The sequence below is a fragment of the Pedobacter sp. D749 genome, assembly GCF_019317285.1.
Lineage (GTDB): Bacteria > Bacteroidota > Bacteroidia > Sphingobacteriales > Sphingobacteriaceae > Pedobacter.
Map to the genome: position 1 here is coordinate 4509230 of NZ_CP079218.1, position 20329 is coordinate 4529558.

General features: G+C 37.8%; 20 protein-coding genes, 4 tRNA genes and 1 pseudogene. 15 read left to right on the forward strand and 10 right to left on the reverse strand.

What is annotated here, in order from left to right; genetic code table 11:
• Positions 1-110 precede the first annotated feature (110 nt).
• The 5 genes and pseudogenes from KYH19_RS18305 (at position 111) to KYH19_RS24415 (ending at position 1336) form a co-directional block, all read left to right on the forward strand.
• Positions 111-186, forward strand: a tRNA-Met gene (locus KYH19_RS18305).
• 71 nt (positions 187-257) lie between these two features.
• Positions 258-329 (forward strand) — tRNA-Glu (locus KYH19_RS18310).
• 261 nt (positions 330-590) lie between these two features.
• Positions 591-728 (forward strand): annotated as a pseudogene (locus KYH19_RS18315) (site-specific integrase); the annotation flags it as partial.
• Between the two features lie 41 nt (positions 729-769).
• The gene (locus KYH19_RS24235) at positions 770-892 is read left to right on the forward strand and encodes a hypothetical protein (RefSeq protein WP_255562460.1); all 123 of its coding nucleotides are present in this window, start codon (positions 770-772) and stop codon (positions 890-892) included.
• 342 nt (positions 893-1234) lie between these two features.
• Positions 1235-1336 (forward strand): integrase core domain-containing protein, encoded by a 102-nt coding sequence (locus tag KYH19_RS24415; RefSeq protein WP_132398804.1) that lies wholly within the window; start codon positions 1235-1237, stop codon positions 1334-1336.
• Between the two features lie 275 nt (positions 1337-1611).
• Here the strand turns inward: KYH19_RS24415 and KYH19_RS18325 are convergent, their stop codons facing one another.
• The 3 genes from KYH19_RS18325 to KYH19_RS18335 all read right to left on the reverse strand — a co-directional run bounded on the left by KYH19_RS18325 (position 1612) and on the right by KYH19_RS18335 (position 5697).
• Positions 1612-2907, reverse strand: coding sequence for a hypothetical protein (locus KYH19_RS18325; RefSeq protein ID WP_219076142.1), 1296 nt, complete (start codon positions 2905-2907; stop codon positions 1612-1614).
• A gap of 269 nt (positions 2908-3176) precedes the next feature.
• Positions 3177-3689: a hypothetical protein gene (locus KYH19_RS18330; RefSeq protein WP_132398798.1), complete on the reverse strand. Its 513-nt coding sequence runs from the start codon at positions 3687-3689 to the stop codon at positions 3177-3179.
• 793 nt (positions 3690-4482) lie between these two features.
• Entirely contained in the window at positions 4483-5697 is a 1215-nt protein-coding gene (locus KYH19_RS18335) for a glycoside hydrolase family 30 beta sandwich domain-containing protein (RefSeq protein ID WP_219076143.1), read from the reverse strand.
• A 1185-nt stretch (positions 5698-6882) separates the two neighbouring features.
• Between KYH19_RS18335 and KYH19_RS18340 the strand changes: the two genes are divergently transcribed.
• The 3 genes from KYH19_RS18340 (at position 6883) to KYH19_RS18350 (ending at position 8305) form a co-directional block, all read left to right on the forward strand.
• Positions 6883-6958 (forward strand) — tRNA-Met (locus KYH19_RS18340).
• 30 nt (positions 6959-6988) lie between these two features.
• Positions 6989-7060: transfer RNA gene (locus KYH19_RS18345), tRNA-Glu, on the forward strand.
• Between the two features lie 228 nt (positions 7061-7288).
• Positions 7289-8305, forward strand: coding sequence for a hypothetical protein (locus tag KYH19_RS18350; protein WP_132399236.1), 1017 nt, complete (start codon positions 7289-7291; stop codon positions 8303-8305).
• Between the two features lie 54 nt (positions 8306-8359).
• Here the strand turns inward: KYH19_RS18350 and KYH19_RS18355 are convergent, their stop codons facing one another.
• The 4 genes from KYH19_RS18355 to KYH19_RS18370 are packed head-to-tail and all read right to left on the reverse strand — an operon-like array spanning position 8360 to position 12520.
• Positions 8360-9523: a hypothetical protein gene (locus KYH19_RS18355; protein WP_219076144.1), complete on the reverse strand. Its 1164-nt coding sequence runs from the start codon at positions 9521-9523 to the stop codon at positions 8360-8362.
• Positions 9524-9532: 9 nt separating this feature from the next.
• Positions 9533-10450, reverse strand: a complete 918-nt coding sequence (locus KYH19_RS18360) for a glycosyltransferase family 2 protein (protein WP_132399240.1) — start codon at positions 10448-10450, stop codon at positions 9533-9535.
• A 3-nt stretch (positions 10451-10453) separates the two neighbouring features.
• Entirely contained in the window at positions 10454-11686 is a 1233-nt protein-coding gene (locus KYH19_RS18365; RefSeq protein ID WP_219076145.1) for a hypothetical protein, read from the reverse strand.
• A gap of 3 nt (positions 11687-11689) precedes the next feature.
• Entirely contained in the window at positions 11690-12520 is an 831-nt protein-coding gene (locus KYH19_RS18370; protein ID WP_219076146.1) for a hypothetical protein, read from the reverse strand.
• Between the two features lie 518 nt (positions 12521-13038).
• On the opposite strand from KYH19_RS18370, the gene KYH19_RS18375 reads away from it, so the two are divergent.
• The 4 genes from KYH19_RS18375 (at position 13039) to KYH19_RS18390 (ending at position 16315) form a co-directional block, all read left to right on the forward strand.
• Entirely contained in the window at positions 13039-13929 is an 891-nt protein-coding gene (locus tag KYH19_RS18375; protein WP_219076147.1) for a helix-turn-helix transcriptional regulator, read from the forward strand.
• 67 nt (positions 13930-13996) lie between these two features.
• Positions 13997-14731 (forward strand): SDR family oxidoreductase, encoded by a 735-nt coding sequence (locus KYH19_RS18380; protein WP_132399248.1) that lies wholly within the window; start codon positions 13997-13999, stop codon positions 14729-14731.
• Positions 14732-15319: 588 nt separating this feature from the next.
• Entirely contained in the window at positions 15320-16006 is a 687-nt protein-coding gene (locus KYH19_RS18385; protein ID WP_219076148.1) for a GNAT family N-acetyltransferase, read from the forward strand.
• An 84-nt stretch (positions 16007-16090) separates the two neighbouring features.
• Positions 16091-16315 carry a CDGSH iron-sulfur domain-containing protein gene (locus KYH19_RS18390; protein ID WP_010600649.1) on the forward strand — a complete coding sequence of 75 codons (225 nt, stop codon included), beginning with the start codon at positions 16091-16093 and terminating at the stop codon, positions 16313-16315.
• A gap of 67 nt (positions 16316-16382) precedes the next feature.
• Here the strand turns inward: KYH19_RS18390 and KYH19_RS18395 are convergent, their stop codons facing one another.
• The 3 genes from KYH19_RS18395 to KYH19_RS18405 form a co-directional block, all read right to left on the reverse strand.
• On the reverse strand, positions 16383-17186 hold the full coding sequence (locus tag KYH19_RS18395; protein WP_219076149.1) for an AraC family transcriptional regulator: 804 nt from the start codon (positions 17184-17186) through the stop codon (positions 16383-16385).
• A 110-nt stretch (positions 17187-17296) separates the two neighbouring features.
• Positions 17297-17752, reverse strand: a complete 456-nt coding sequence (locus KYH19_RS18400; protein WP_219076150.1) for a hypothetical protein — start codon at positions 17750-17752, stop codon at positions 17297-17299.
• Positions 17753-17867: 115 nt separating this feature from the next.
• A complete protein-coding gene (locus KYH19_RS18405; RefSeq protein ID WP_219076151.1) occupies positions 17868-18746 on the reverse strand; it encodes an oxidoreductase in 879 nt (292 codons plus the stop codon).
• 152 nt (positions 18747-18898) lie between these two features.
• Between KYH19_RS18405 and KYH19_RS18410 the strand changes: the two genes are divergently transcribed.
• The 3 genes from KYH19_RS18410 to KYH19_RS18420 all read left to right on the forward strand — a co-directional run bounded on the left by KYH19_RS18410 (position 18899) and on the right by KYH19_RS18420 (position 20215).
• Positions 18899-19084: a hypothetical protein gene (locus tag KYH19_RS18410; RefSeq protein ID WP_219076152.1), complete on the forward strand. Its 186-nt coding sequence runs from the start codon at positions 18899-18901 to the stop codon at positions 19082-19084.
• Between the two features lie 103 nt (positions 19085-19187).
• Entirely contained in the window at positions 19188-19586 is a 399-nt protein-coding gene (locus KYH19_RS18415; protein WP_219076153.1) for a helix-turn-helix domain-containing protein, read from the forward strand.
• 95 nt (positions 19587-19681) lie between these two features.
• Entirely contained in the window at positions 19682-20215 is a 534-nt protein-coding gene (locus KYH19_RS18420) for a hypothetical protein (protein WP_219076154.1), read from the forward strand.
• Positions 20216-20329: the final 114 nt, after the last annotated feature.

Below are 20329 nucleotides of genomic sequence, written 5' to 3' on the forward strand. Positions count from 1 at the left end.
AATATTTTTAAAAAAAAATTTGCAGCACAAAGAAACGAATTATATCTTTGCATTCCAATTCGGAAACAGAGTTAAGGATTTAATTCAAAGAAAAAACGAGTTGTATAGAGTGCGGGGTGGAGCAGTTGGTAGCTCGTCGGGCTCATAACCCGAAGGTCGCACGTTCGAGTCGTGTCCCCGCTACCAATTCAGTTGGTAGTTCTCAGTTGGCTTTTTAATTGCACACTGAAAATTGGAAATTTAAAAACTGAAAAAATGGCCCGTTCGTCTAGGGGTGAGGACGCCAGATTTTCATTCTGGAAACAGGGGTTCGATTCCCCTACGGGCTACAAGTCATTAGACTAAATCTAGCTAAAACCCTGTAAATTATTGATTTGCAGGGTTTTTTGTTTTATAATTATCGTCGAAGGACACAAAATATTCAAATATTCGCAGAATTAAAGTGAGCAATCCAGTGTTGCGCTATGAAAAGCTAGTGAAGTGGGGATTGCAAATAATTATTGAGCACAAAAGCAGAACGAATGCATGAGTTACTGAAGGCATTCAAAAGTGGCACTTACCGGGCTCCCCATATCCGTCGGGTATATCCCAATGGCGTACCGATTGAAAGCGTATCCAGTATGCTAGGTCACACCAATATCAAGACCACGTAGCACTATGCGAAAACACTGGATATAAAGGTGAGCCAGGATATGGCACGCCTTAAAAAGAAGTACAGGGCTGCATAATGACTCTTATTTGTGACTGCAAAGCGTGTCCACAAATTTTAATGAATAAAATCTTAAATTTAAATATTATGATGAACGATCAGATTATTTTATTATATATCAAAACGGCGGATGAGCAAACATCAATTGATGTAAAATTGATTGCTGAAACAGTTCGGAATTAGTTGCGAATATTCGTCTAAATATTGATGCTTATACTATATGCCATATACTTCTCTTAAAATATAGATCTACTGACCACATCATCAATACATAAAATAATAAGAAAAAAAGGGGCAGTAAATAGGATAAAAAGTCCATAACCATTTTTTAAGCCTACATCACTTAATATCCAGAGCATTAAATCAAAGCTGAGCACAAATACACCATAAGTTACGAGTGTGACTAAGAAAGCCCCAATCAAAACTGCAAAATTAACTCTTAAAGGATATCCTGTTCTTCTTTGTTTTATCCACCTAAAGCAAAAAAGCAGCCAGCAAAAATGAAATTAATGGTAGACCAATTGGATGAATAAACAGCTGGATGATGTAAGGGAGAAAGTGGAGGAATGGATGGTGAATTACAATTACCATCGACCACACCAAGCATTGAACTCAAATCTCCTGTAGATTTATTGCAGGAAATTTGAGGACAATTATACTTTTGAATGGTCTGAAAAACAGGGGAGCTTGCTATATAAGATTGATGGCAACGTAAAGATCACTTGTATGCTGTCCTCATTTGAATAATTAAATGCCTGTTCCTTGCTCTTGCATACTTTAAAAATCTCTTGCCAATTCGCGTGCAGACAGAATCTGATATCAGCTTTATCTCGTCATAGATCGGATGTATGTAGTATAGGGGGATTGCGATCAACCAGTTTACTTTAAATTAAGAAAGAAGTTTACCTTACGTCTTTCAGGTTCACCTTTAATTGCTCACCATTTTCTTTAATGGTAACCACGGTTTCTATATTTGCATTAGCACCTGTAGAGGCACTGGCTGTGTTATAGACAGGCGAAGAAGAAAGTACCGCGCCGCTAGGGTGCATTAAATAAGAGGCGCCCGCATAATAACTGTAAGTATAGGAATGTGTATAGCCGAAGGAGGTCATTAAGAGATATTCTCCTGGCATCAGGTTCGTAAATTCGAAGTGACCCTGATTATCATACACTTTGGTGGTCTTAATACATGCGGAAACATTCGGATCAATAGGCACTTCAGGCAGTTTTTTACCTTTCTTTATTTTCTTGTTCACTTCTTTCCACTCCTGAATATAAGGAGAATTTGGGAGGATGGATACTACAGTTCCCTTTGGCGCATACTGGGCTTTATTGATGTTGACGATTGCAATGCCTCTTGAGGAATGATCTCTCGCGAACGCTGTACCGAGGATCACACTATTTCCTTTTTCTACCTTGGCCAGCGCCTCTTCCTTATTGAATTTGTTTTTGACAGGCTGATAGTCTAGTTCATCGTTTACACAAATTTCCCACATCCCTTTGCCCATAGACATTTCCCGTTGCCAGATAGCATGGTTTTTCTTATCAATTACATAATTATAGATGCCACCCGAACTTTCTTCCAGTACAGTTACCAGCCAGCACTCATGATTGCCGGTTTTAGGTGAGCGGTGCACATAGCTTTTTACTTCTTTAATGGTATAATAGGTTATTACCTTGTCTGATTTACCATCATAATAAAATTCTGGTACTCTGGCCGTGTAACCCGTTTTGAGAGGGAGGGCTGTAAAAAGATGTTCAGATAGATTATAATCTACATATTTCTCTTTTGGACTAAAACTTACGGATTGACCTTTTCTATTGTCGAAATAATCAAGTTTACCGTTTACCGTTGCGCCGAAAGTTAACTTAAACGTATTTTTTGGGCCTTCAAACTGGTAAGAAATTGGTGCCATCGTTTTCCCATCAGCCACTGATGTTGTTTTTTTATACCATTTATTCGCTTCATCCTTGTAATCAGCAACCAGTTTAATTTCGCTGCCTGATACCGAAAGCTCATGGGTAAATGATCCTTTTTTAGTCCACGAGGTATCTTTAACATAATAAATGATATATAAGGATTTGCCCGGAAGTAATTTGGAGGTGTTGACCTCTTCGCTTCCCGGAACTACGAGTTTCTGGGCATACACATTAACCGAAAATAAAACAGAGAGCATAAAATAAAACGGAAGTTTCATAGACTTATCATTAATAAAGTGAAAATAAGTTTTTTTTTCAAAAATAATACTTAAGCAATTGTTTACCAAAAATTAGCTAGATCATCCATGACATATTCTTTAAGGAATTTAAAACAACCTGCCTTGACTGATACCTCATACTTACAGGAAATGTAATATTGACGTATGTGGTACTGGACATTTATTTTATTTGAAGAAAATCGCTGACTTTGGCTCTTCCAAGGGAGTTAATTTGCGTTTATAATTTATTTAATAAGCTCAAAAGGTTGTTAATAAATCTTATTTGCTTTTGAAAAGCTCACCCGGGCATTACTCATTTTTTTCGCAGCCTGGATTATGCGATCATTAATATTCAGCCGTTTATCTGTTAGGGTGTATAATATTTCTGTTGCTTTTTGGGCATTGGCTTTGTCATTACTTGCTATGTCCATCAAAAGCTTTGCCTCCCTTATATCTATATCCTTAAGTGTTAGAAATAATTTATAGTAATTTAAATTGACATTTTTAAAAGATTTAGCCTCAGGTATGTTATTGATATCCATTTTTCCAATCTTATTACACAGCTCTTGCATGAGTGCCCTTTGCTCCTTGGCTATTTTAAGTGCGGCTTCAGGTTTTTTTTCCTGTATAGCCCTTAAGCGTGTACCCTCCAGGCTATCCGCTACTAATATTTTGAAAGCTTGTTTTTCTATGGAATCTGTTTCATTTCTAAATTTTACAGCATTTTGTGATCTGCACGAAGCAAATAACAAAACGAGTGATATGGCTATTAAATTATTCATAAATATTTAACCGTATTAATAAATATATGCAATTATATTATTAAAAAATGGCTATTTATCATGGATGTATATTTTCTACATCATTTTTATAAGTACCCCTATAGGCCGAAATAATATATAAAAAGATAACTGCTTAAAATGAGAAAGTACACTAAAGCCTCATTAATCGTCATTGTTTTCTATAGTCTAATTTCAGGGAGGCTTTTGCCTTCACGACAAGAGAGATATAGATCCAAATAGTACGAGCCAAACTTTTATAACGTGAGTTATGGATCTTATTTTTTCAATTATGCATTTACATTTGGCTAAGCCAAAGCAGAAATCCCCGTTCTCCCGATCCCCGGCCTAACATATTTTTCGGCATTTACAGTCAAAGCCTTACCACTGACTTTAGTAGAAAAATTTTCAGCCGGCAATTTTTGTTACTTTTTGTTGTCAAAAAGTAAAAAGCCCGTTTGGCCAAGACAAAAAATATAGCGGAAAAAGCATTAAAACCTATTTTTTATGAAAAAAAATAATTTTAAGACCCATAATTCACGTTTTATATCATTATAAGTTTGCCCAACCGCACAATAACTGCACGCCAGTATTGACAGCAATACTGAAAAACAATTGCGGATAAGCTTGATAAACATATCAAGATAAAAACACGCCGCATATACCGTCATGAATAAAAATTTGCTTTTTCTTAAATCTTTATGGAAATATCAGGGGCATGAAACAATAATGCTTCCTGCCCCTGAAAGTGGTGTCCGGAATTTTGTTGCCTAATACAATAAAGCCGTACTACCAGTTAAAATTGGTGAAAGGTAGTAATACTTTTAGCTGGAAGCGTATACGTAAATCCAGTACCTGAAACAGCAACTGACCCTATCGAAGACATGTTTTCATTACTCGATGTGCGATGAATATTCAGTGAAGTAACACCACTAACATTAGCAACCGAAAAAGATTGGCTTACAGCCGAAGTGCCTGTATTAACAGCCACAATTACCAATCCACCTCCCCGGTAGGCTGTTAAATAAATGTTAGGGGTAGGATTATAGGTACAGGCAATTCTTTGTTTTCCTGGTCTTATCCATTTGGCAAACTGACCACCGGTGTAGCCGGCTTTGTAAATTGTACCACTTTGATTAACCAGGTTAACGCTTGCATCATTGTCATTAACCCACCAAAAGTAGTAAGCACTAAATTGATTGTTCATACAATCATTAATGTTTTTAGCTAAAACTAAACAGTTATCCATATTGTCACGGCTATCGGCAACATAGTATTCTGTCATCCAAATGCGTTTTCCTTTATTAAGTGCATTTTGGTGTACATAATTACCACCACCGTAAAGATGTCCGGAAACATAAGAAATTTTAGCCACAGCGGTTGCATCGTTCAGTGTTGGGTCAGTATAGGTATCATTAAAATTAATGGCATCAGCACAAACAATGGGTTTCCCAATATTTGATCCGCCAGCTTTAATAATATCACGTATCTGAGATCCATCCAAATTTCCATCTTCCGACGAACCATCAGGCTCATTCTTTATAGACACAAAATCACATTTTATGGCTGAAGCAGCACTACCCAGCCAATTGCAGAAATTAACATACTGGTTAGATGGAATAGTATTGCCCGACCGGTAAGCGGTAGGTATTTTCCAGGGGCAGCCTAACACTCTAGCGCCCCGGGCATGTGCCGCAGCGGCATTGTTCGTTTCATCTGTCCATGCATTATCCTGGTCGAAGCGAACCCTTAACAAAGAAAAGCCCAGTGTATTATAAAGTGCATCATTTTTAGCTGTAGTAAGCGTACCACACCACGCACTGGAAAAGCCAAGCCCATCAATGGTTTGATAATAGGTATTACCATCAATAGTTGCCGCCCCTTTTAACTGTGGTTCAATATTCTCTTCAATCTGCTTTTTTTCTTTATTTTCTTCAATTTGCTGTTTTTCTTTTGCACAGCCTTGTAGTAAAAATAGCGTAATAGCGATAACACAAATTTTAAATTTCATGATTGTTTTTTTAGGTTTTTTAAAGATAGATAGTCACTTATTTTGAATAAATTATATAAAGGTTACTTACTTGAATGTCCTCCTTTCTTTTAGTGTCTGCAATTTGGTTGAATAAAATATATTTGATATTTCTGCCTGGCTATCATTGGTAAATGATGTATGTGAATATGTGTAATCATTCATAACCTGTTTTATTTGAAATTACCAGCCTTTTAAAGGTTTTGGCTAAAATATCTTCGATTAAGCTTACACAACAATTCATTAACGCTATAACTGTAAATGTTTCCTTTTATTTTGTTACAATTTCCTAAAGGTCTCTTTTGGCATTGACTATTGAAAATGTTTACAACCTATGTATTTCTCTCGTAGATTGTTAGCTGATTTTATGCAATTGTTAAATCTGTATTATCATTATAAAACATTGTCTTATGCCAAACTATAAGGAACAGTTTTCAAACGCTGCATAATTTTACCACTCCATAAAAAAATACGTTTTGGCATTCTCTCAAAAGTATGTTCAAACAATAATTTACTATACACCTAATGTTAAAATACAAATAATACATTTTTTATTATACAAAAAATTAAAATAAATAATACATATTTATTAGCTATAAAACTGGGCACATCTAAACTTAAAGCGTATATTTTTTAACTAAAACTTGTAATTACGAATATTCAAAATCATCACCAAACGAATTGAATGCATCTAAAAGCCAAATCAACGATTGATTAGCAGTTCAAATGTATTGGCTTATCATTTTAATGTATAGCAATTTTTATTAAATTTTAAGTTCAAATGTTCAATAAACATTAACTCCCATCATTAGCATTATATAAATGAAAACATCTATAATTTAGCCATATACGTCTTATTAATTATACAAAAATAATTTCCCTATTCCAGTTTATTTATAACTGAGGTTCACCAGAAATACTTTACAGTTGATGTGACATCAAAATTATTCCAGATAGTATGAAGATTGACAATCAACTGAGATGCAAGTTCTTTTCTTTATTTTCCTTTTGCAAGAGCAATACAAAAGTCAGCTGCAGCAAAAATAATCCACTACAAATCAAGCAGATAATTTAAAAATCCAATAAAATTTGGCGAAGCCTTTTGAAAAGCAAAAATATTATATACCTTTGCACTCCTTCAAACAAAGAAAATTTGAAGATATAGAGTGCGGGGTGGAGCAGTTGGTAGCTCGTCGGGCTCATAACCCGAAGGTCGCACGTTCGAGTCGTGTCCCCGCTACCAAAGAGTTGAAAGACACTCTAATTATTTAATGGCCCGTTCGTCTAGGGGTGAGGACGCCAGATTTTCATTCTGGAAACAGGGGTTCGATTCCCCTACGGGCTACGATCCCGCTTTACGATAAATAAAGCGGGATTTTTGCTTTTTATCGAATCTTCCGACGAAATCAAATCCAAAAACAATATCTGAAACAGAATAGTTTTCGCAATAATTACTCTTCAATATTTTATAATTACATTTTAAAGTTTAATTTTATTCATAAAACATCAAGGCATTATTGTGCTGATCTAATAAATTAAATTAACACCTCACACCCCATCTAAAACGCAACTCATGAGCTCCGTATTCAGAACATCCTATGCACCGGATGTAAAACCCGTAACCGAAGAAAAATTAAAAGAAATCCTCGGACAAAGAAAATGGCAAACCGTGGAGATTAAAATCTCGCATGAAGACCTCAAGGATAACATTCGTTTTTTAAACGATGCCGTTGTGATCAGAGAAAGCCGTGAGGGTGTTCCCCTGATGACTACCACAGCGATTTACGGACCTATTAAAAAAGGCGATAAAGTAGTTTTAACACCGAATGAAGGAACAGGTGTAAATATAATCGCAACAAATCCATCTGAAGTAACGCTGATTACGCAATTGGAAGCCCTGGCTGAAAGCCATACCAGCGTTAAGGAAGGCAATGCAGTATTGGTCCATTCCAACTGGGTAAGCAGTGAAGATGGCGGGAAGCTACCCAATCTCGACCCCTCATCAAACGTATTTGGCGCTACCGGCTCCTTATATGTGAATGAAAATGCAGTCATTTTCCCGGTGCTGGATGTTACCCATCCAGATTATGAAGAAACGCTTGCTTATTATGGCGCAAAACTGCTGAAACCGGAAGAAGCATTTTATCTGGGTTTTGAAGACACTTTATTTGGTATGGAATACGACACCTCCCTGCCAGATTATATCCGCAATTATGCCCTCTCTCCTATTGGTGGTGGTGGCCTGTTTGTTGAGCACCATCCTTTCCCACATATTTTTCTTCCCAAACCAACTATAAATGGAGAAGTTTTTTGTGAAGCGAAGGTTACACTGGGTCGCAAAGTTGAAAATGCAGCAAAGAGCGACCCTCAAATTAGATTTACTACGTTCAGGATCCCTGCTGATGGATCGGCACTAGCCATTAAGCCCTCTACCATCCACAATGATAGTTTTACGAACGGAAAATTAGCTGTTTTTGTGGCCAATACACCTGCAGATACGGTCGCTTTCAGGCAAACTGCACCATTTGCGAATATCGTGGTAAAGGATCATGACCCCAAGATCGAAATCCCTCAAACATCGAACTTTTAGTCTGCCGCGCAGGAGTTTGGAATGAAATAATTAGTACTCACAATGCTGCTGCCATTAAACCCTGTGATCTACAATCACAGGTGTTTTACCCGTAGTAGCATTAGTATAAAGATTTAAATCACTACCTGCTAATACCTCTAAGTTTTTCACCTGGTAACCAAATATTTCATAGAGTTGCTGAAGTTTTAGTTCAATATATTGTTCTTTGACCTTATCCATGAAATCGGTTACCAGCAAAAATTTTATTCCCATATGTCCTTCACCAGGAACAATCTGGATCTGAAACCTTTCCACACCCGCTAAAACAATATTAAAATCATCCAGTTCGTAATTGCATTCGTTAAACATAAACGACCGGTGTTCACGCCCTTTTAACTCCAGGTAAAGTTGCCCGTCAATATCAAGCCATCTACCGGTATCACCGGTATTGTATCTAAAAACGGGGAAACGCTTCCGGAACAAATTGCTTACCAGCAAATTGCCATAACCATCAGCATCTGGCGTATGGATTTCAACAATCAAACCATCAATTACCCTGAACAATGATGGCGATCGGCTATAATCGCACCAGGCCCATATCCCCGTTTCTGCAGAACCATATAAGGAATAGATCTGCCGGGTTCCGAAAACCTCCTCGAAAAGTTTGATGTGTGAGGATGGCAAAAACTCGCCACCAAATACAAGATTGGTGATGGACAAACTAAGCTGATGCTTTTTAAGGTATTGTGCAAAAAGGAATAATTTTGAAGGTGTACCCAGTAATAAATTGGGTTTAAAATTTAAAGCCATCTGGTAGGCATCTTCGTAGGGTAAACTGGCACTTGCTACCAATGCGGTTGCACTGCAGCGCTCCAAAAGATCGTCCATAATAGCAGCTGTACGGTACATATCCATGTAACCAAACATATTGAGTGCAATGGTTTTTGGGGTAAATACCCCGGCTTGTTTTAATGCGGCGGCAAGTGCTGCACGCTGTTCCAGATTTTCTGCAATATCAACCGGAAAAACTAACGGCTTTTGGGTAGACCCGCCAGAACGAACCAAATAAACACCTTGTTTCTGGCTATGCAGGTCAAAATGATCATTTAACAGATTAATCAATTCCTTTTTACCTATTATGGGGGCATTTTGATAATTTTCGTGGTTAAGATAATAGGATTTGAAAAGTTCAGACTGCCTGACAATCTGATAGTATTGATTAAGGAGTGAATAGATCATTTTTAAAATTTATCTTTTGATGAGCAGATAGCCAATGTATTTTGGCAAAAAGCTACGATAATGCCATAAAAACCGTGCTTTTTGGGTATTTGATGGTAAATTTTGTAAGGCGTGTTTATACCAGCGTTCACCAATCATGCCCATTAGCAGGCGGTCGTGCTTATCTTTACTGTTTACATACCTTGAAATTACCGATGGCAATTCGATCTGTTTAAAATGGCTATATTTTTTCCGCGAAAGGCTCCCCGGAACCTCGTTAACATAGAGATAGCCACCGGTTTGCAAAGCTATTTTACCAGGCACCTTGTTCAGTATGCCTTTTAATACCCGGTACCAAAAGTCGATACCTTCATTTAATTGCGCTTCGGCCTGGTATTGGTTATTGGCGATCCATTTACTTTTTACGATTACGTTGCTGCCAACCCCCATTATAAAATGCGGATCGCTAACTGCCATCAAAGGATCTTTAATCAGGTATAGCTCCTTATCAAGCGGCCCCAGGTACTTTTTTAATGGTTCCAGATCTGGATATATCTCATTACCTGGCATAAAAGCGATATTGAGTACCATAAAATCGAGCTGATGCGCTTTAAATGCATTTGAGGCTATTTCCAGCAGCTCTGGATGATATTCGTCATCAGCATCTAAAAAACTGACTAACTCACAATTGGTAGCGGCAAAACCAATATTCCGCGCATTACCCGGACCTTTATTTTCAGTGAGTTCAATCACTTGTATCCTGCAATTACCGAAGCGGGAAATATGATCACGCAAAAAATCATGAACTATAGAAAGACTATTATCTGTACTTAAGTCGTCGACAATAATCAACTCATCCGGCAGTTTACTTTGCCGGATGAGCGAATTTAACGTTTGGCTAACATAATCAGCTTTATTAAACAGGGGTATAACGATGGCATGTGTCATGTTTTATGATGTCGACATCATTGCGGGAAAAATAACTCCCCTGCCCTGGTGAACATTAACCACACTTTCTGCCGAACCGCGGAACAAACCAGGGCCAAAAGACCTGTTATTGTAACACAGCAGCATCCCTACTAAATTGATCAGGCTTTTCTCAGAACCAGTATCGTATTTAAACCAACGTTGGGGCACGTATTGCTGGATCATATATTCAGGCCATTGTTTGGCGATAATATCAGACCAAACTGCGGCTTCACAATCACTTTTCACATACATATCGATACCACGGCCACCACTGTTGCGCTTTAATACCCAGTTTAATGAAGAATTGCTTACCTCTATCCGTTTTTCGGCGGTATGCAAGGCATAAGTAGGGATTAAAAAAGAGCGTAAAAAGAGGTATTCCTCTTCAGAAAGGTAATCTCTCATAATCACTTCATTATACAGAACAGCGAGTATACGCTTATCGTGCACTAAGATCAGCGTACGCACATCGTTAAAATAATTTCCCTTGCTGATGATCAATTTCAATACTTCAGGATCAAAATTGCGCAGTTCTTCCCGATCCATTTCCAATATAAACTGGTTAACGGCTTTGTCTTGCAGCATTAATTCACCATTTTGGCAGCTTAGCTGAGCAGGGCTTGCAGAAATATAATTCAAGCCCTGTTTACTGAATTCATTTAACAGGTAAAATACCTCTGTACCCTTTTCTTTCTCATGCACCAGCACGATAGGCTCACGATTGTTAAACCGGTCAAAAATGGTGTTAATAAAGTCGCGCTGATGAGGAACGGCCTCTAATAAGGGCAAACTACTATCTTCAGAAATCACGTTAAGGTAATAACTCAACATCCACCCATTAATTGGATACCTTGCTCCTATTTCGCAGATTTTAATACTGCCATCTTCTGCCTGCAAAAAATCGGGGCGGTACATGCCCACTTCGTAAGGCTGTGCGTTTGCAATACTCAAAATATTGTTCAGGCGTTCATCAAAATTATAGATTGCACGTATCCTTTCATCGGAAAAATAGGCCCTTACTACACTGGTTAACGCTTTGTTCAAAACCTGACACAGTTCCTCCATCCGCACAATTTCGCCACGGTTTACAGCAACTGGCACTGGAGAAAATGAATCGGCACCATTGCAGGGTATTTCGCCGAGGTGTTTCATCAGTAATTCATTCAGTGTTTCCCTGCTACAGATCGTCTGTTCTTCTATAAGCTCGCCCGTCATAATTTATGCCATTTCTTCATCAGACATCACGGGTTCTAAGCTGGCACTAATGGTTTCCATTACTGCTGCTTTTTTACTCAAATAATCGGCAACGATTTCTCGTAAATCGTAATCAGCCAAATTAACATCCATCGCCTTAACATAATAATTAACGGCATTTACGGCATAAAAGAAATGGTTTTTCTCCGTTGGTCCACAGTGTACGGTTATCCAGGCCAAAGTATGCTTCAGGGTATCTTTGTCAAAGCCAAAATCATCTTCCAGCCAACGCGTAAACTTTGGCAATATAAATTCCACTTCGCCATGCGTATAAATTTCGTGTACCAGTGTGGTTAAAAGGCCAATCAATAAATCTTTATTGCGCAACGAATTCTGGTCTTTCCAATATTTAAAAGCACGGGCACTTGGATCAAGATATTGCCTCAACAACCATCCATCATCGCCGCAGGTATTTGTGGCCATGGTATAAAATAGATCGGAATGTAATACTTTACCAACAACAGCCAGGTCTTCATCAACAATCCTGTTCAGGCTTGCTACTGATCTGAAAAGCTGCGCTTCATCTGGCACAGGTAAGTTTTTATGGATCAGCATCGTCATGCGGTTACTCAATCCGGCAACAGTAACTGCACTATTATTGGTTTGGCTCCAGCTATGAAAAAAAGGTTTAAGGTGATCCCTATCATGCAGAATTGCCGTAAGTTTTACAAAACTGTCTTCGATTGTTGTAAAATGTTCGGCCTGTTGAGGGAAATAGGCCAGGAGTTGGTGCTTCAATGGAGACTCTTCCATCCCTTCGAGCACAGGAATAATAACTGACAATAAATTTTTCACAATTGTTTGGTTTATGGTTTATTAAAAATGTAAATTAATAAAGATAAAAATATTCTTATTTCGTTTAAAACAGAAAGCCTATAGGAAGAGTTAGCCTTTTTATCACCACATCAAAATTTCAGATACGATAACTAAGCAAATACAAATCAAATAACTGATATATAAATATTTACAGTTAAAAAATTAAATTAAATCTAATAATTGGAATAACTAATGAAAGTGCGTGTTGCATTTTGATGAGCAGCTTTAAGGTTTGGGACGATTGAAGTAGATTTTGTTTATACATAGATACGGAATTATTTTTAATAAAAAATAGACATGATAAATAAATCCTTAAATTACACATAAACACATTACAAATTACAATTAAGTATTATATATCATACAAAATATTTGATTAGTATGATCATTTTTTTTAAACACAATATTCTAAAAAAGGTAATGCCTAAGTTTTTACAAAAAATCAACGTATATTTTTATGTGCCCTATTAGATTTTTCTTTCAATTTGTATTAAGCCATGCAGACATTCAACCAAAATCAACAACTACCTATTTACACGTTAGAACCCGATGAAATTTCGGGCAATAAAAACTTCAGGCTATATCAATTTGAAGGAACTTTGCCAAACCAATCAGAGTTGCTTATTCCCCATCGAAAAGATCACTATCTTATTGTTTTGATCAGACATGCAGATAGTCGCCAATGGATCGATATGACGCCTTATATCCTTAAAGATGACACCGTTTACTTTTCGGGACCAAGCCATATCATTGTAAAAGAAGGCTTTAAGCAGTTATGGAGCACCGGCATTGCTTTTACAAAAGAGTTTCTTTCGCTCCAGGAAAATGCTTCATTAAGTAAACTACCGATTATTGAAAACCTGCACAATGGACATGAATTAGCCTTAACCGAAGCTGACCTTAACTTTGTTGAAGACATCCTTACCAAAATCAATACCGAATATCAAAAGCCCGGCGAATGGCAACAACGTATGCTTACCGCCCACCTTACTGTGCTGCTTACCTATTTAAGCCGGCTGTATACTGAACAGTTTAAAGGAAGTGATCATTCCGCAGATAAACTTTTATTGAAAAGTTTTCAGGCCAAAATAAATGAATGTTATCGCGAACTGCGCGAAGTGGGCGAATATGCCTCGAAATTGAATATTTCTGCCGGACATTTAAGCGAGGTGGTGAAAATACAAAGTGGCAAACCTGCCATTAAACATATCCACGAACGATTGATACTCGAGGCCCAGCGTTTGTTGTTTCACACTCAAAACCCTTTGAAAGAAATTGCCTTTGATTTAGGTTTCTCGGATACTTCCTATTTTAACCGATTCTTTAAACGCGAAACGGGCATTACACCTGCAGACTATAGGGTCAGCATCCGCGAAATGTACCATTAATACCGCTAGATGTGTTCCACCCGGGCTAACCAATACTTCTAAATTTGTACCATAAACATTTAAAATTATGAAAACAGCACTGATTACAGGAGCAAATAAAAGTATTGGTTTTGAAACCGCGAGACAATTATTACAACAAGGATACTATGTATATGTAGGCTCCCGAGATATTAAAAAAGGCGAAGAAGCCGTAAGCCAGTTAAAATTAGAAGGCTTAAACAACGTAGCGCCTATAGAAATTGATGTAGATAACATCGAATCTGTACAGGCTGCCGGAACGCTACTCACAAAGAAAATTAAGGTGCTTGATGTATTGATCAATAATGCAGGTATTAGTGGTCCTATGCACCCAGCTTTGGAAACAGATATTAATGTCTTCAGGCAGGTATTTGAAACTAATTTTTTTGGCGTAATTACAGTCACCCAAACTTTTATGGATTTATTAAAGCAATCAGCAGCACCAAGAATCGTGAACGTTACATCTGGCTTAGGTTCACTTACGCTACACAATGATCCGAACTGGAAATACTATGGCGTAAAGCCAGCCGGTTATGTTTCTTCGAAAGCTGCACTTAATGCGTATACCATTCTATTGGCCAATAACCTGCTGAATACCCCTTTTAAGGTGAATGCGGTTGATCCTGGCTATACTGCTACAGATTTTAATCATCACTCTGGCCCGGGAACAGTGCCTGATGCCGCAGCAAGGGTGGTGAAAGCGGCAACACTAGGAACAGATGGGCCAACAGGTCAATTTTTTAGTGATGACAATGCGCCTGAAACGGGAATTAGTCCGTGGTAAGTGTGATTGCTATTAAGATGTAAATTTTCTTTAGTAGCTTTTTATATCATTTAAAAGAGGTTGTCTCATAAATATAGTTGTCATACTGAAGGGTAATTTATTGTATAAAAATCAATGAGTGACCTACAATCGTTTCCCTTGCCCTACGGCTCGGTCTTGCCTCGGCTCGCCGCCGCCGAAGGGCTCTTTCTTTTTGGCAGCAAAAAGAAACAAAAACTGCCGGCTGAAAATTTTTCTTTCGAAGCTAGTAGGTTGGCTTAGGCAGTGCAACCCGAAAAATTTGTTAGGCCGGATTTAAGCATAACGGAGATATCGTGCTATGGCCTAGCTGTGGGGAAATACTAAAGCGGCTAAAGTGCTGATTAATATAATTTGCAAAACAACATCAATCGTAGCTTGTTGGAGGACCTGTCTAAATATAGTTTAAATTAGGAAATCGCGAAAGACTTCAGCCTTTCTCAAAATGATTATTTATTTATGAAAGATTAATTCGCACAGAGACTGAAATTTCTAAGAAATTATGAGTCAGGCTCAACTCCTTTAAATAAAATTACCTCCCCCTGATTTAGCATTTAATATCTTTGCCAGATGGAATACGTATTGGATAATCCCATTTATCATGCCTTAACTTCTGGCCATAAGCACCTGGCAAAAGGTGTAGAAACAGTAAAGTATTACACCGAAGATGTTACTGCATTTGCCGGCTTAAAAAATAATTCGCAGGAGAATTTAAATACCCTTTACCGGATTAGCCCTGCAGAAAGCCTTTTTGTTTTTTTCGCAAAAACACCGGTCGAAATTCCAGAACAGTGGAAATTATTGACACATATCGATATGTACCAGTTTATTTTCCGTGGAGTAAAAGTTCCTGATACAGATGGAGCGGAGCTCACAGATCTTGATCAGGAACATGTTGCCGAGATGATTGATCTTGTGGAATTGACTAAACCAGGACCTTTCCTGTCCAAAACTATAGAATTGAGCAATTATACGGGCATATTCGTCGATGGGAAACTGGCATCTATGGCTGGTCACCGTTTTTTCCCAAGCCCCTACCGCGAGGTAAGCGCGGTTTGTACCCATCCCGATCATTTAGGAAAAGGTTATTCCTTTAAGATCCTGAAAGAGCAGATCAAACGCATATTGCTCCGCAATGAAATCCCTTTTCTGCACGTGAGGAACGATAATGAGGCTGCTATCAAGCTTTATCAGAAACTGGATTTCGAAATCAGGACCGATATGATTGCCTACGTGATCAAAAAAGAGGCTTTATAGGTTCAAGAGAGAATGTTTCTAAATAGAAATCAGTAAAAAAATTACGGTTTTTATGGCTTAGTTTTGCCAGACAAATAACAAAACATGTCTAAAACAAAACTTACCATTAACAATAACGGCTCTGTTAAAATTGAGGGCGATTTCGAAATTGTAGATAGAAACGGAAACGTTTATGGCCTACAGGGCAGAGAAGTTCTTTCGATCTGCCGTTGTGGTTTATCAAAAAACAAACCTTTTTGCGACGGCGCACACAATGGCCACTTTGAGCATGAAGCCATTGCATTCGATCTTCCTCCTAAAAAAGTTTAATAAAAATCATTTAAAAGCATCGATCTTACAAGGTTGGTGCTTTTTGCTTCAGGTATAACGATGAAAATTAATTACCAATCTGTGATGGTGACCTGCCATAAGCCTTTTTAAATGCAAAAGAGAAATGCGATAAATCTTTAAAACCGACCTCGAGGTAAACATCTGATGATTTCCAGCCCTTTTCTGTAATAAGATAATAGGCATCATTTAAACGCTTTTTCTGTAGCCAGCGGTTCGGCGAAAGGTTAAAAATCTTTTCAAAGTCTCTTTTAAATGTGGCTAAACTTCTTCCCGTTAAATAAGCAAACCGGTTAATATCTACATTGAACTTATAATTGGCATTCATATAAGCTTCCAGATCGATTTTTCCAGGCTCCGAGAAATCAAAAAGCACATCTTTAAGCGCCGGATTGGTCTGCAATAAGATTATGACCACTTCCTTAACCTTTAAATCAACCAAAACCTGGTTAAACCCGTTATTTCCGTCTAAATACGGCCATAGCGAATCGATATAATTCTTCAGCAAGCTATTCGCCTCGAGTGCTAAACCTTTAAGATCATGATTAGGCTTTTGCATATGCAAATCATATTCGTTGCTAATGCTGTGCAAAATATCCTGATTAATATTGATGCTGATGGATTTAAACTCCCCACCTGCAGGCGGATATTTAGTATACCTTGCCAGTTGGTTACGCCTGAAAAATCTAAAATCGCCATCAGAAAACACAAATTTCTCACCACCGATAAAAATCTCAGAAGTACCTGCAATAACTAATCCTACCGAATGATTGGGAATAAACTGTTCGCCCTCGCTACTTTTTTGTGAATAGCAGGAATACAGGATCTCAGGACGTTTGGTTTGATTTGGCATGTTGATCAAATTTAAGATTTTATAGTGAGACATCGTCATCCCTGTACAGACGCTATCGTGTGGACACATCTCTGGTAATTTATATTTAGAGTCGTTGTATAGATCGATCGTCATGCTGAATTTATTTCAGCATCTTTCCTGCTAATAGCAAGCTTTGATATCTTAAAAACTATACTTTGGAGATAAATGTTTTTTTTCCGCTCTATGCCGCGGTGGCATGGTACTTTGGAGCGCCAAAGTACCCAAAGCGCTTCGTCAATCCAGCAATGAGCCTTTTGCACAATCTCACGCGCATCAAAAAAACAGCGACACTTCGTTTTGTGTTCAATGTTTTTTAAAATTAAATCTTCGGTTATGAACACAAAACCACTGCGTTTCAGGTTTGTTAATGCAATTTTTACTGTTGTGCACCTGTTTTTTTGATTTCCCCGGCTCTTGGGATTGACAGCGTCCTTGGTTAAAATCCGTGCTTTATTAAAGTTGGTTAGCATTATGCCTAAACTATTCTTTAAAAAAGATGTGTCCAAACGATAGGTGCAGATGGGGATCTTAATGCAATAAGCCATAGCAATGGCATTAAGACTCCCAATAAAGCTTATAATTAAGCACTTCGAAATACGAATGGATATTAATAGATTTTCGTACTGCGTTGCATACCATTTGAAATGACGATACAACCAGTTATTTCTTTATAAAAGATTTACCCAGATCAGTAGCTAAAAAATTCTCTGCTTCATCATGATCTGTTGATAAACTTACCGCCATCCATTTTTCCATTTCTGCAGTTCTGGCAGCATCAGCATGTTTAAGCATTCCAATGGCTTCACTTCCAAATACCAGGTGTACCGGTGGTTCAGGATTTTCTACAAGCTCCAGCATTGCTCTGGCTGCCTTTTCCGGATCACCCATCGGTACAAAATTACCACTCTGAAAAAAATCAGCTCTTTTCCCTACCGTATTTTCATACCCTGCGATATGTGGTGCATAAGACATAGAAGCGCCTGCCCAATCGGTACGGAAACCACCAGGTTCTACACTGGTTACATAAATACCCAAATCAATTACTTCTTTCGCCAGCGCTTCACTAAAACCACTAAGGCCAAATTTTGCTGCCTGATAAATACTCACCCCGGCATTCCCTACACGTCCGCCTATTGAGCTGATCTGAAGAATTCTGCCCGAACGTTGTTTGCGCATAAATGGCAATACTGCCCTGGTAATCTCTATCGGTGCATATAAATTTGTTTCGAGCTGGCTGCGAACCTGATCTTCGGTAAAAGCTTCGGCAGCACCTACAATACCAAAACCAGCATTGTTGACTAAAACATCTATTTTACCAAAGTGTGCAATGGCAGATTCAACAGCCAAGTGAACCTGATCGTAATCGGTAACATCTAATGTAATTGGCAGAATCTGATCGGTATATTTTTCTACAAAGCCTTTTAAAGCATCAGTATTTCTTGCTGTTGCAGCAACCAAATCACCTTTTGCCAGTACCTGTGCGGTTAGGTCACGTCCTAATCCACGTGAACTACCGGTTATAAACCAAACTTTTTTCATTTTTTCTATATTTTATGAATCAAAGGTAGGTCGATAATTAAGGCAAAGCTTTGCTTTAAGGCTCAATTTACTTTGTTAAAAAGCTCAACTGGTTTGCCAGAACTTTTAATTACAAACTGCTGTTATTTTAATCAGGTAGAATACAATGGGCTATGGCGAAAGAAAAGAAAAAAGGAAGTAAGAAAAAGAAAAGTGGAAAAAAGAATAAACTTGGGGTTAAAAATTCGCTGGTAAACAATATTAATGCCCGAAAGAAGAAAAAAAAATCAAGATCGAAGAAGAAATCAACCATCAGTAAAAAGGCTTATAAAAAAATGCAGAAAGGATGGAAAAAATAGCCGTTTGTTTTATTGTGGCTAAACTCATTTAGTTTACTATCTAAAAGATACTAGTATCCCAAAGGATAGTGATATCCTTTATGAAAGCTTATACCTTTGTATTATGGGACCGAGAAAAGAACACCACAATAAAGAAACCTGTACTGCAAGTTTAAACGCGGTAAAAGACGCACTATACGTGTTAAATGGCAAGTGGAAACTTCCCCTGATTATTTCTTTGCAAGAAGGACCGCAGCGCTTTAATGAGATCCAAAAATCGCTTGGAGAAATTACGCCCAAAATATTATCGAAAGAACTTAAAGATCTGGAATTAAATGAATTTGTGATCCGCAAAGTATTCTCCACCACTCCGGTTACCGTAACCTACGAACTTACCCCGTACAGCGAATCCTTAGATAAAGTAATTAATGAATTAAGAGATTGGGGACTAAAACATCGCGAACGGTTAGTTAAGAATAGAAAAACCGAATCGGCTGTAGGAGAGATAACAGCTTCTCTTTAGGAGTTAGATTTAACCTTACAGGCCATCCATTCTATCAAAAAAAGCAAAAAACTGATAATGATAAAATTCGGCTATCTTTGTACAAAATAAAATCGATGGCGGTATTACATAAAAAAGAAGAAAAAATTCAGGCAGTGCTGGGTAGGTTGCCTAAAAAATATACAGACGAACAATTTGTAGAGATGTTTATCAGACTCTACTCTAAAGATTGGGGCAAAATAAAATCAGCTTATATTAAACAATCTCAGGATAAAGAACCTGGAACCATCATCAATATGCCGAAACCAGAGGTATATTTGCGACAGATCCTGGCAAACTATCTACAACAAGATCATGCTCCGAAAGCAGCAGAGGTTAAAGAAGAACCTGTTGTTGAAATACCAGTTACCGAAGTTAAAAAAGCGAAGGCTCCAGCTAAGAAGAAAGAAGCTGTAACTGAAGAAGCGCCTGCCGAGGTTAAAAAAGCAAAAGCACCCGCTAAAAAGAAAGCTGAAGCAGTTGAAGAACCGACTGTAGAAGTTAAAAAAGCTAAGGCGCCTGCAAAGAAAAAAGCGGAAGCAATTGAAGAGACTCCAGTAGCCGAAAAGAAAGCAAAACCAGTCGCAAAAAAACCGGCAGCAAAAAAATAAAAAATATTTTACATTAAATATAATAAATCACCTTTTTGGTTGTTTATATATATGAGAGCGTTAATTTAGATGACGGGGATAGGTCGGTATGATTTATCCCCGTTCTTTTTTAGC

Bases quoted from the DNA above. Each gene is read 5' to 3' on its own strand.
- KYH19_RS18355 (WP_219076144.1), bottom strand. From the start codon at position 9,523: ATGATCTATTCACTCCTTAATCAATACTATCAGATTGTCAGGCAGTCT.
- KYH19_RS18420 (WP_219076154.1), top strand. From the start codon at position 19,682: ATGGCGGTATTACATAAAAAAGAAGAAAAAATTCAGGCAGTGCTGGGT.
- KYH19_RS24415 (WP_132398804.1), top strand. From the start codon at position 1,235: ATGAATAAACAGCTGGATGATGTAAGGGAGAAAGTGGAGGAATGGATG.
- KYH19_RS18395 (WP_219076149.1), bottom strand. From the start codon at position 17,186: ATGCCAAATCAAACCAAACGTCCTGAGATCCTGTATTCCTGCTATTCA.
- KYH19_RS18360 (WP_132399240.1), bottom strand. From the start codon at position 10,450: ATGACACATGCCATCGTTATACCCCTGTTTAATAAAGCTGATTATGTT.
- KYH19_RS18350 (WP_132399236.1), top strand. From the start codon at position 7,289: ATGAGCTCCGTATTCAGAACATCCTATGCACCGGATGTAAAACCCGTA.
- KYH19_RS18400 (WP_219076150.1), bottom strand. From the start codon at position 17,752: ATGGCTTATTGCATTAAGATCCCCATCTGCACCTATCGTTTGGACACA.
- KYH19_RS18410 (WP_219076152.1), top strand. From the start codon at position 18,899: ATGGCGAAAGAAAAGAAAAAAGGAAGTAAGAAAAAGAAAAGTGGAAAA.
- KYH19_RS18365 (WP_219076145.1), bottom strand. From the start codon at position 11,686: ATGACGGGCGAGCTTATAGAAGAACAGACGATCTGTAGCAGGGAAACA.
- KYH19_RS18375 (WP_219076147.1), top strand. From the start codon at position 13,039: ATGCAGACATTCAACCAAAATCAACAACTACCTATTTACACGTTAGAA.
- KYH19_RS18330 (WP_132398798.1), bottom strand. From the start codon at position 3,689: ATGAATAATTTAATAGCCATATCACTCGTTTTGTTATTTGCTTCGTGC.
- KYH19_RS18405 (WP_219076151.1), bottom strand. From the start codon at position 18,746: ATGAAAAAAGTTTGGTTTATAACCGGTAGTTCACGTGGATTAGGACGT.
- KYH19_RS18380 (WP_132399248.1), top strand. From the start codon at position 13,997: ATGAAAACAGCACTGATTACAGGAGCAAATAAAAGTATTGGTTTTGAA.
- KYH19_RS24235 (WP_255562460.1), top strand. From the start codon at position 770: ATGAATAAAATCTTAAATTTAAATATTATGATGAACGATCAGATTATT.
- KYH19_RS18325 (WP_219076142.1), bottom strand. From the start codon at position 2,907: ATGAAACTTCCGTTTTATTTTATGCTCTCTGTTTTATTTTCGGTTAAT.
- KYH19_RS18390 (WP_010600649.1), top strand. From the start codon at position 16,091: ATGTCTAAAACAAAACTTACCATTAACAATAACGGCTCTGTTAAAATT.
- KYH19_RS18415 (WP_219076153.1), top strand. From the start codon at position 19,188: ATGGGACCGAGAAAAGAACACCACAATAAAGAAACCTGTACTGCAAGT.
- KYH19_RS18335 (WP_219076143.1), bottom strand. From the start codon at position 5,697: ATGAAATTTAAAATTTGTGTTATCGCTATTACGCTATTTTTACTACAA.
- KYH19_RS18385 (WP_219076148.1), top strand. From the start codon at position 15,320: ATGGAATACGTATTGGATAATCCCATTTATCATGCCTTAACTTCTGGC.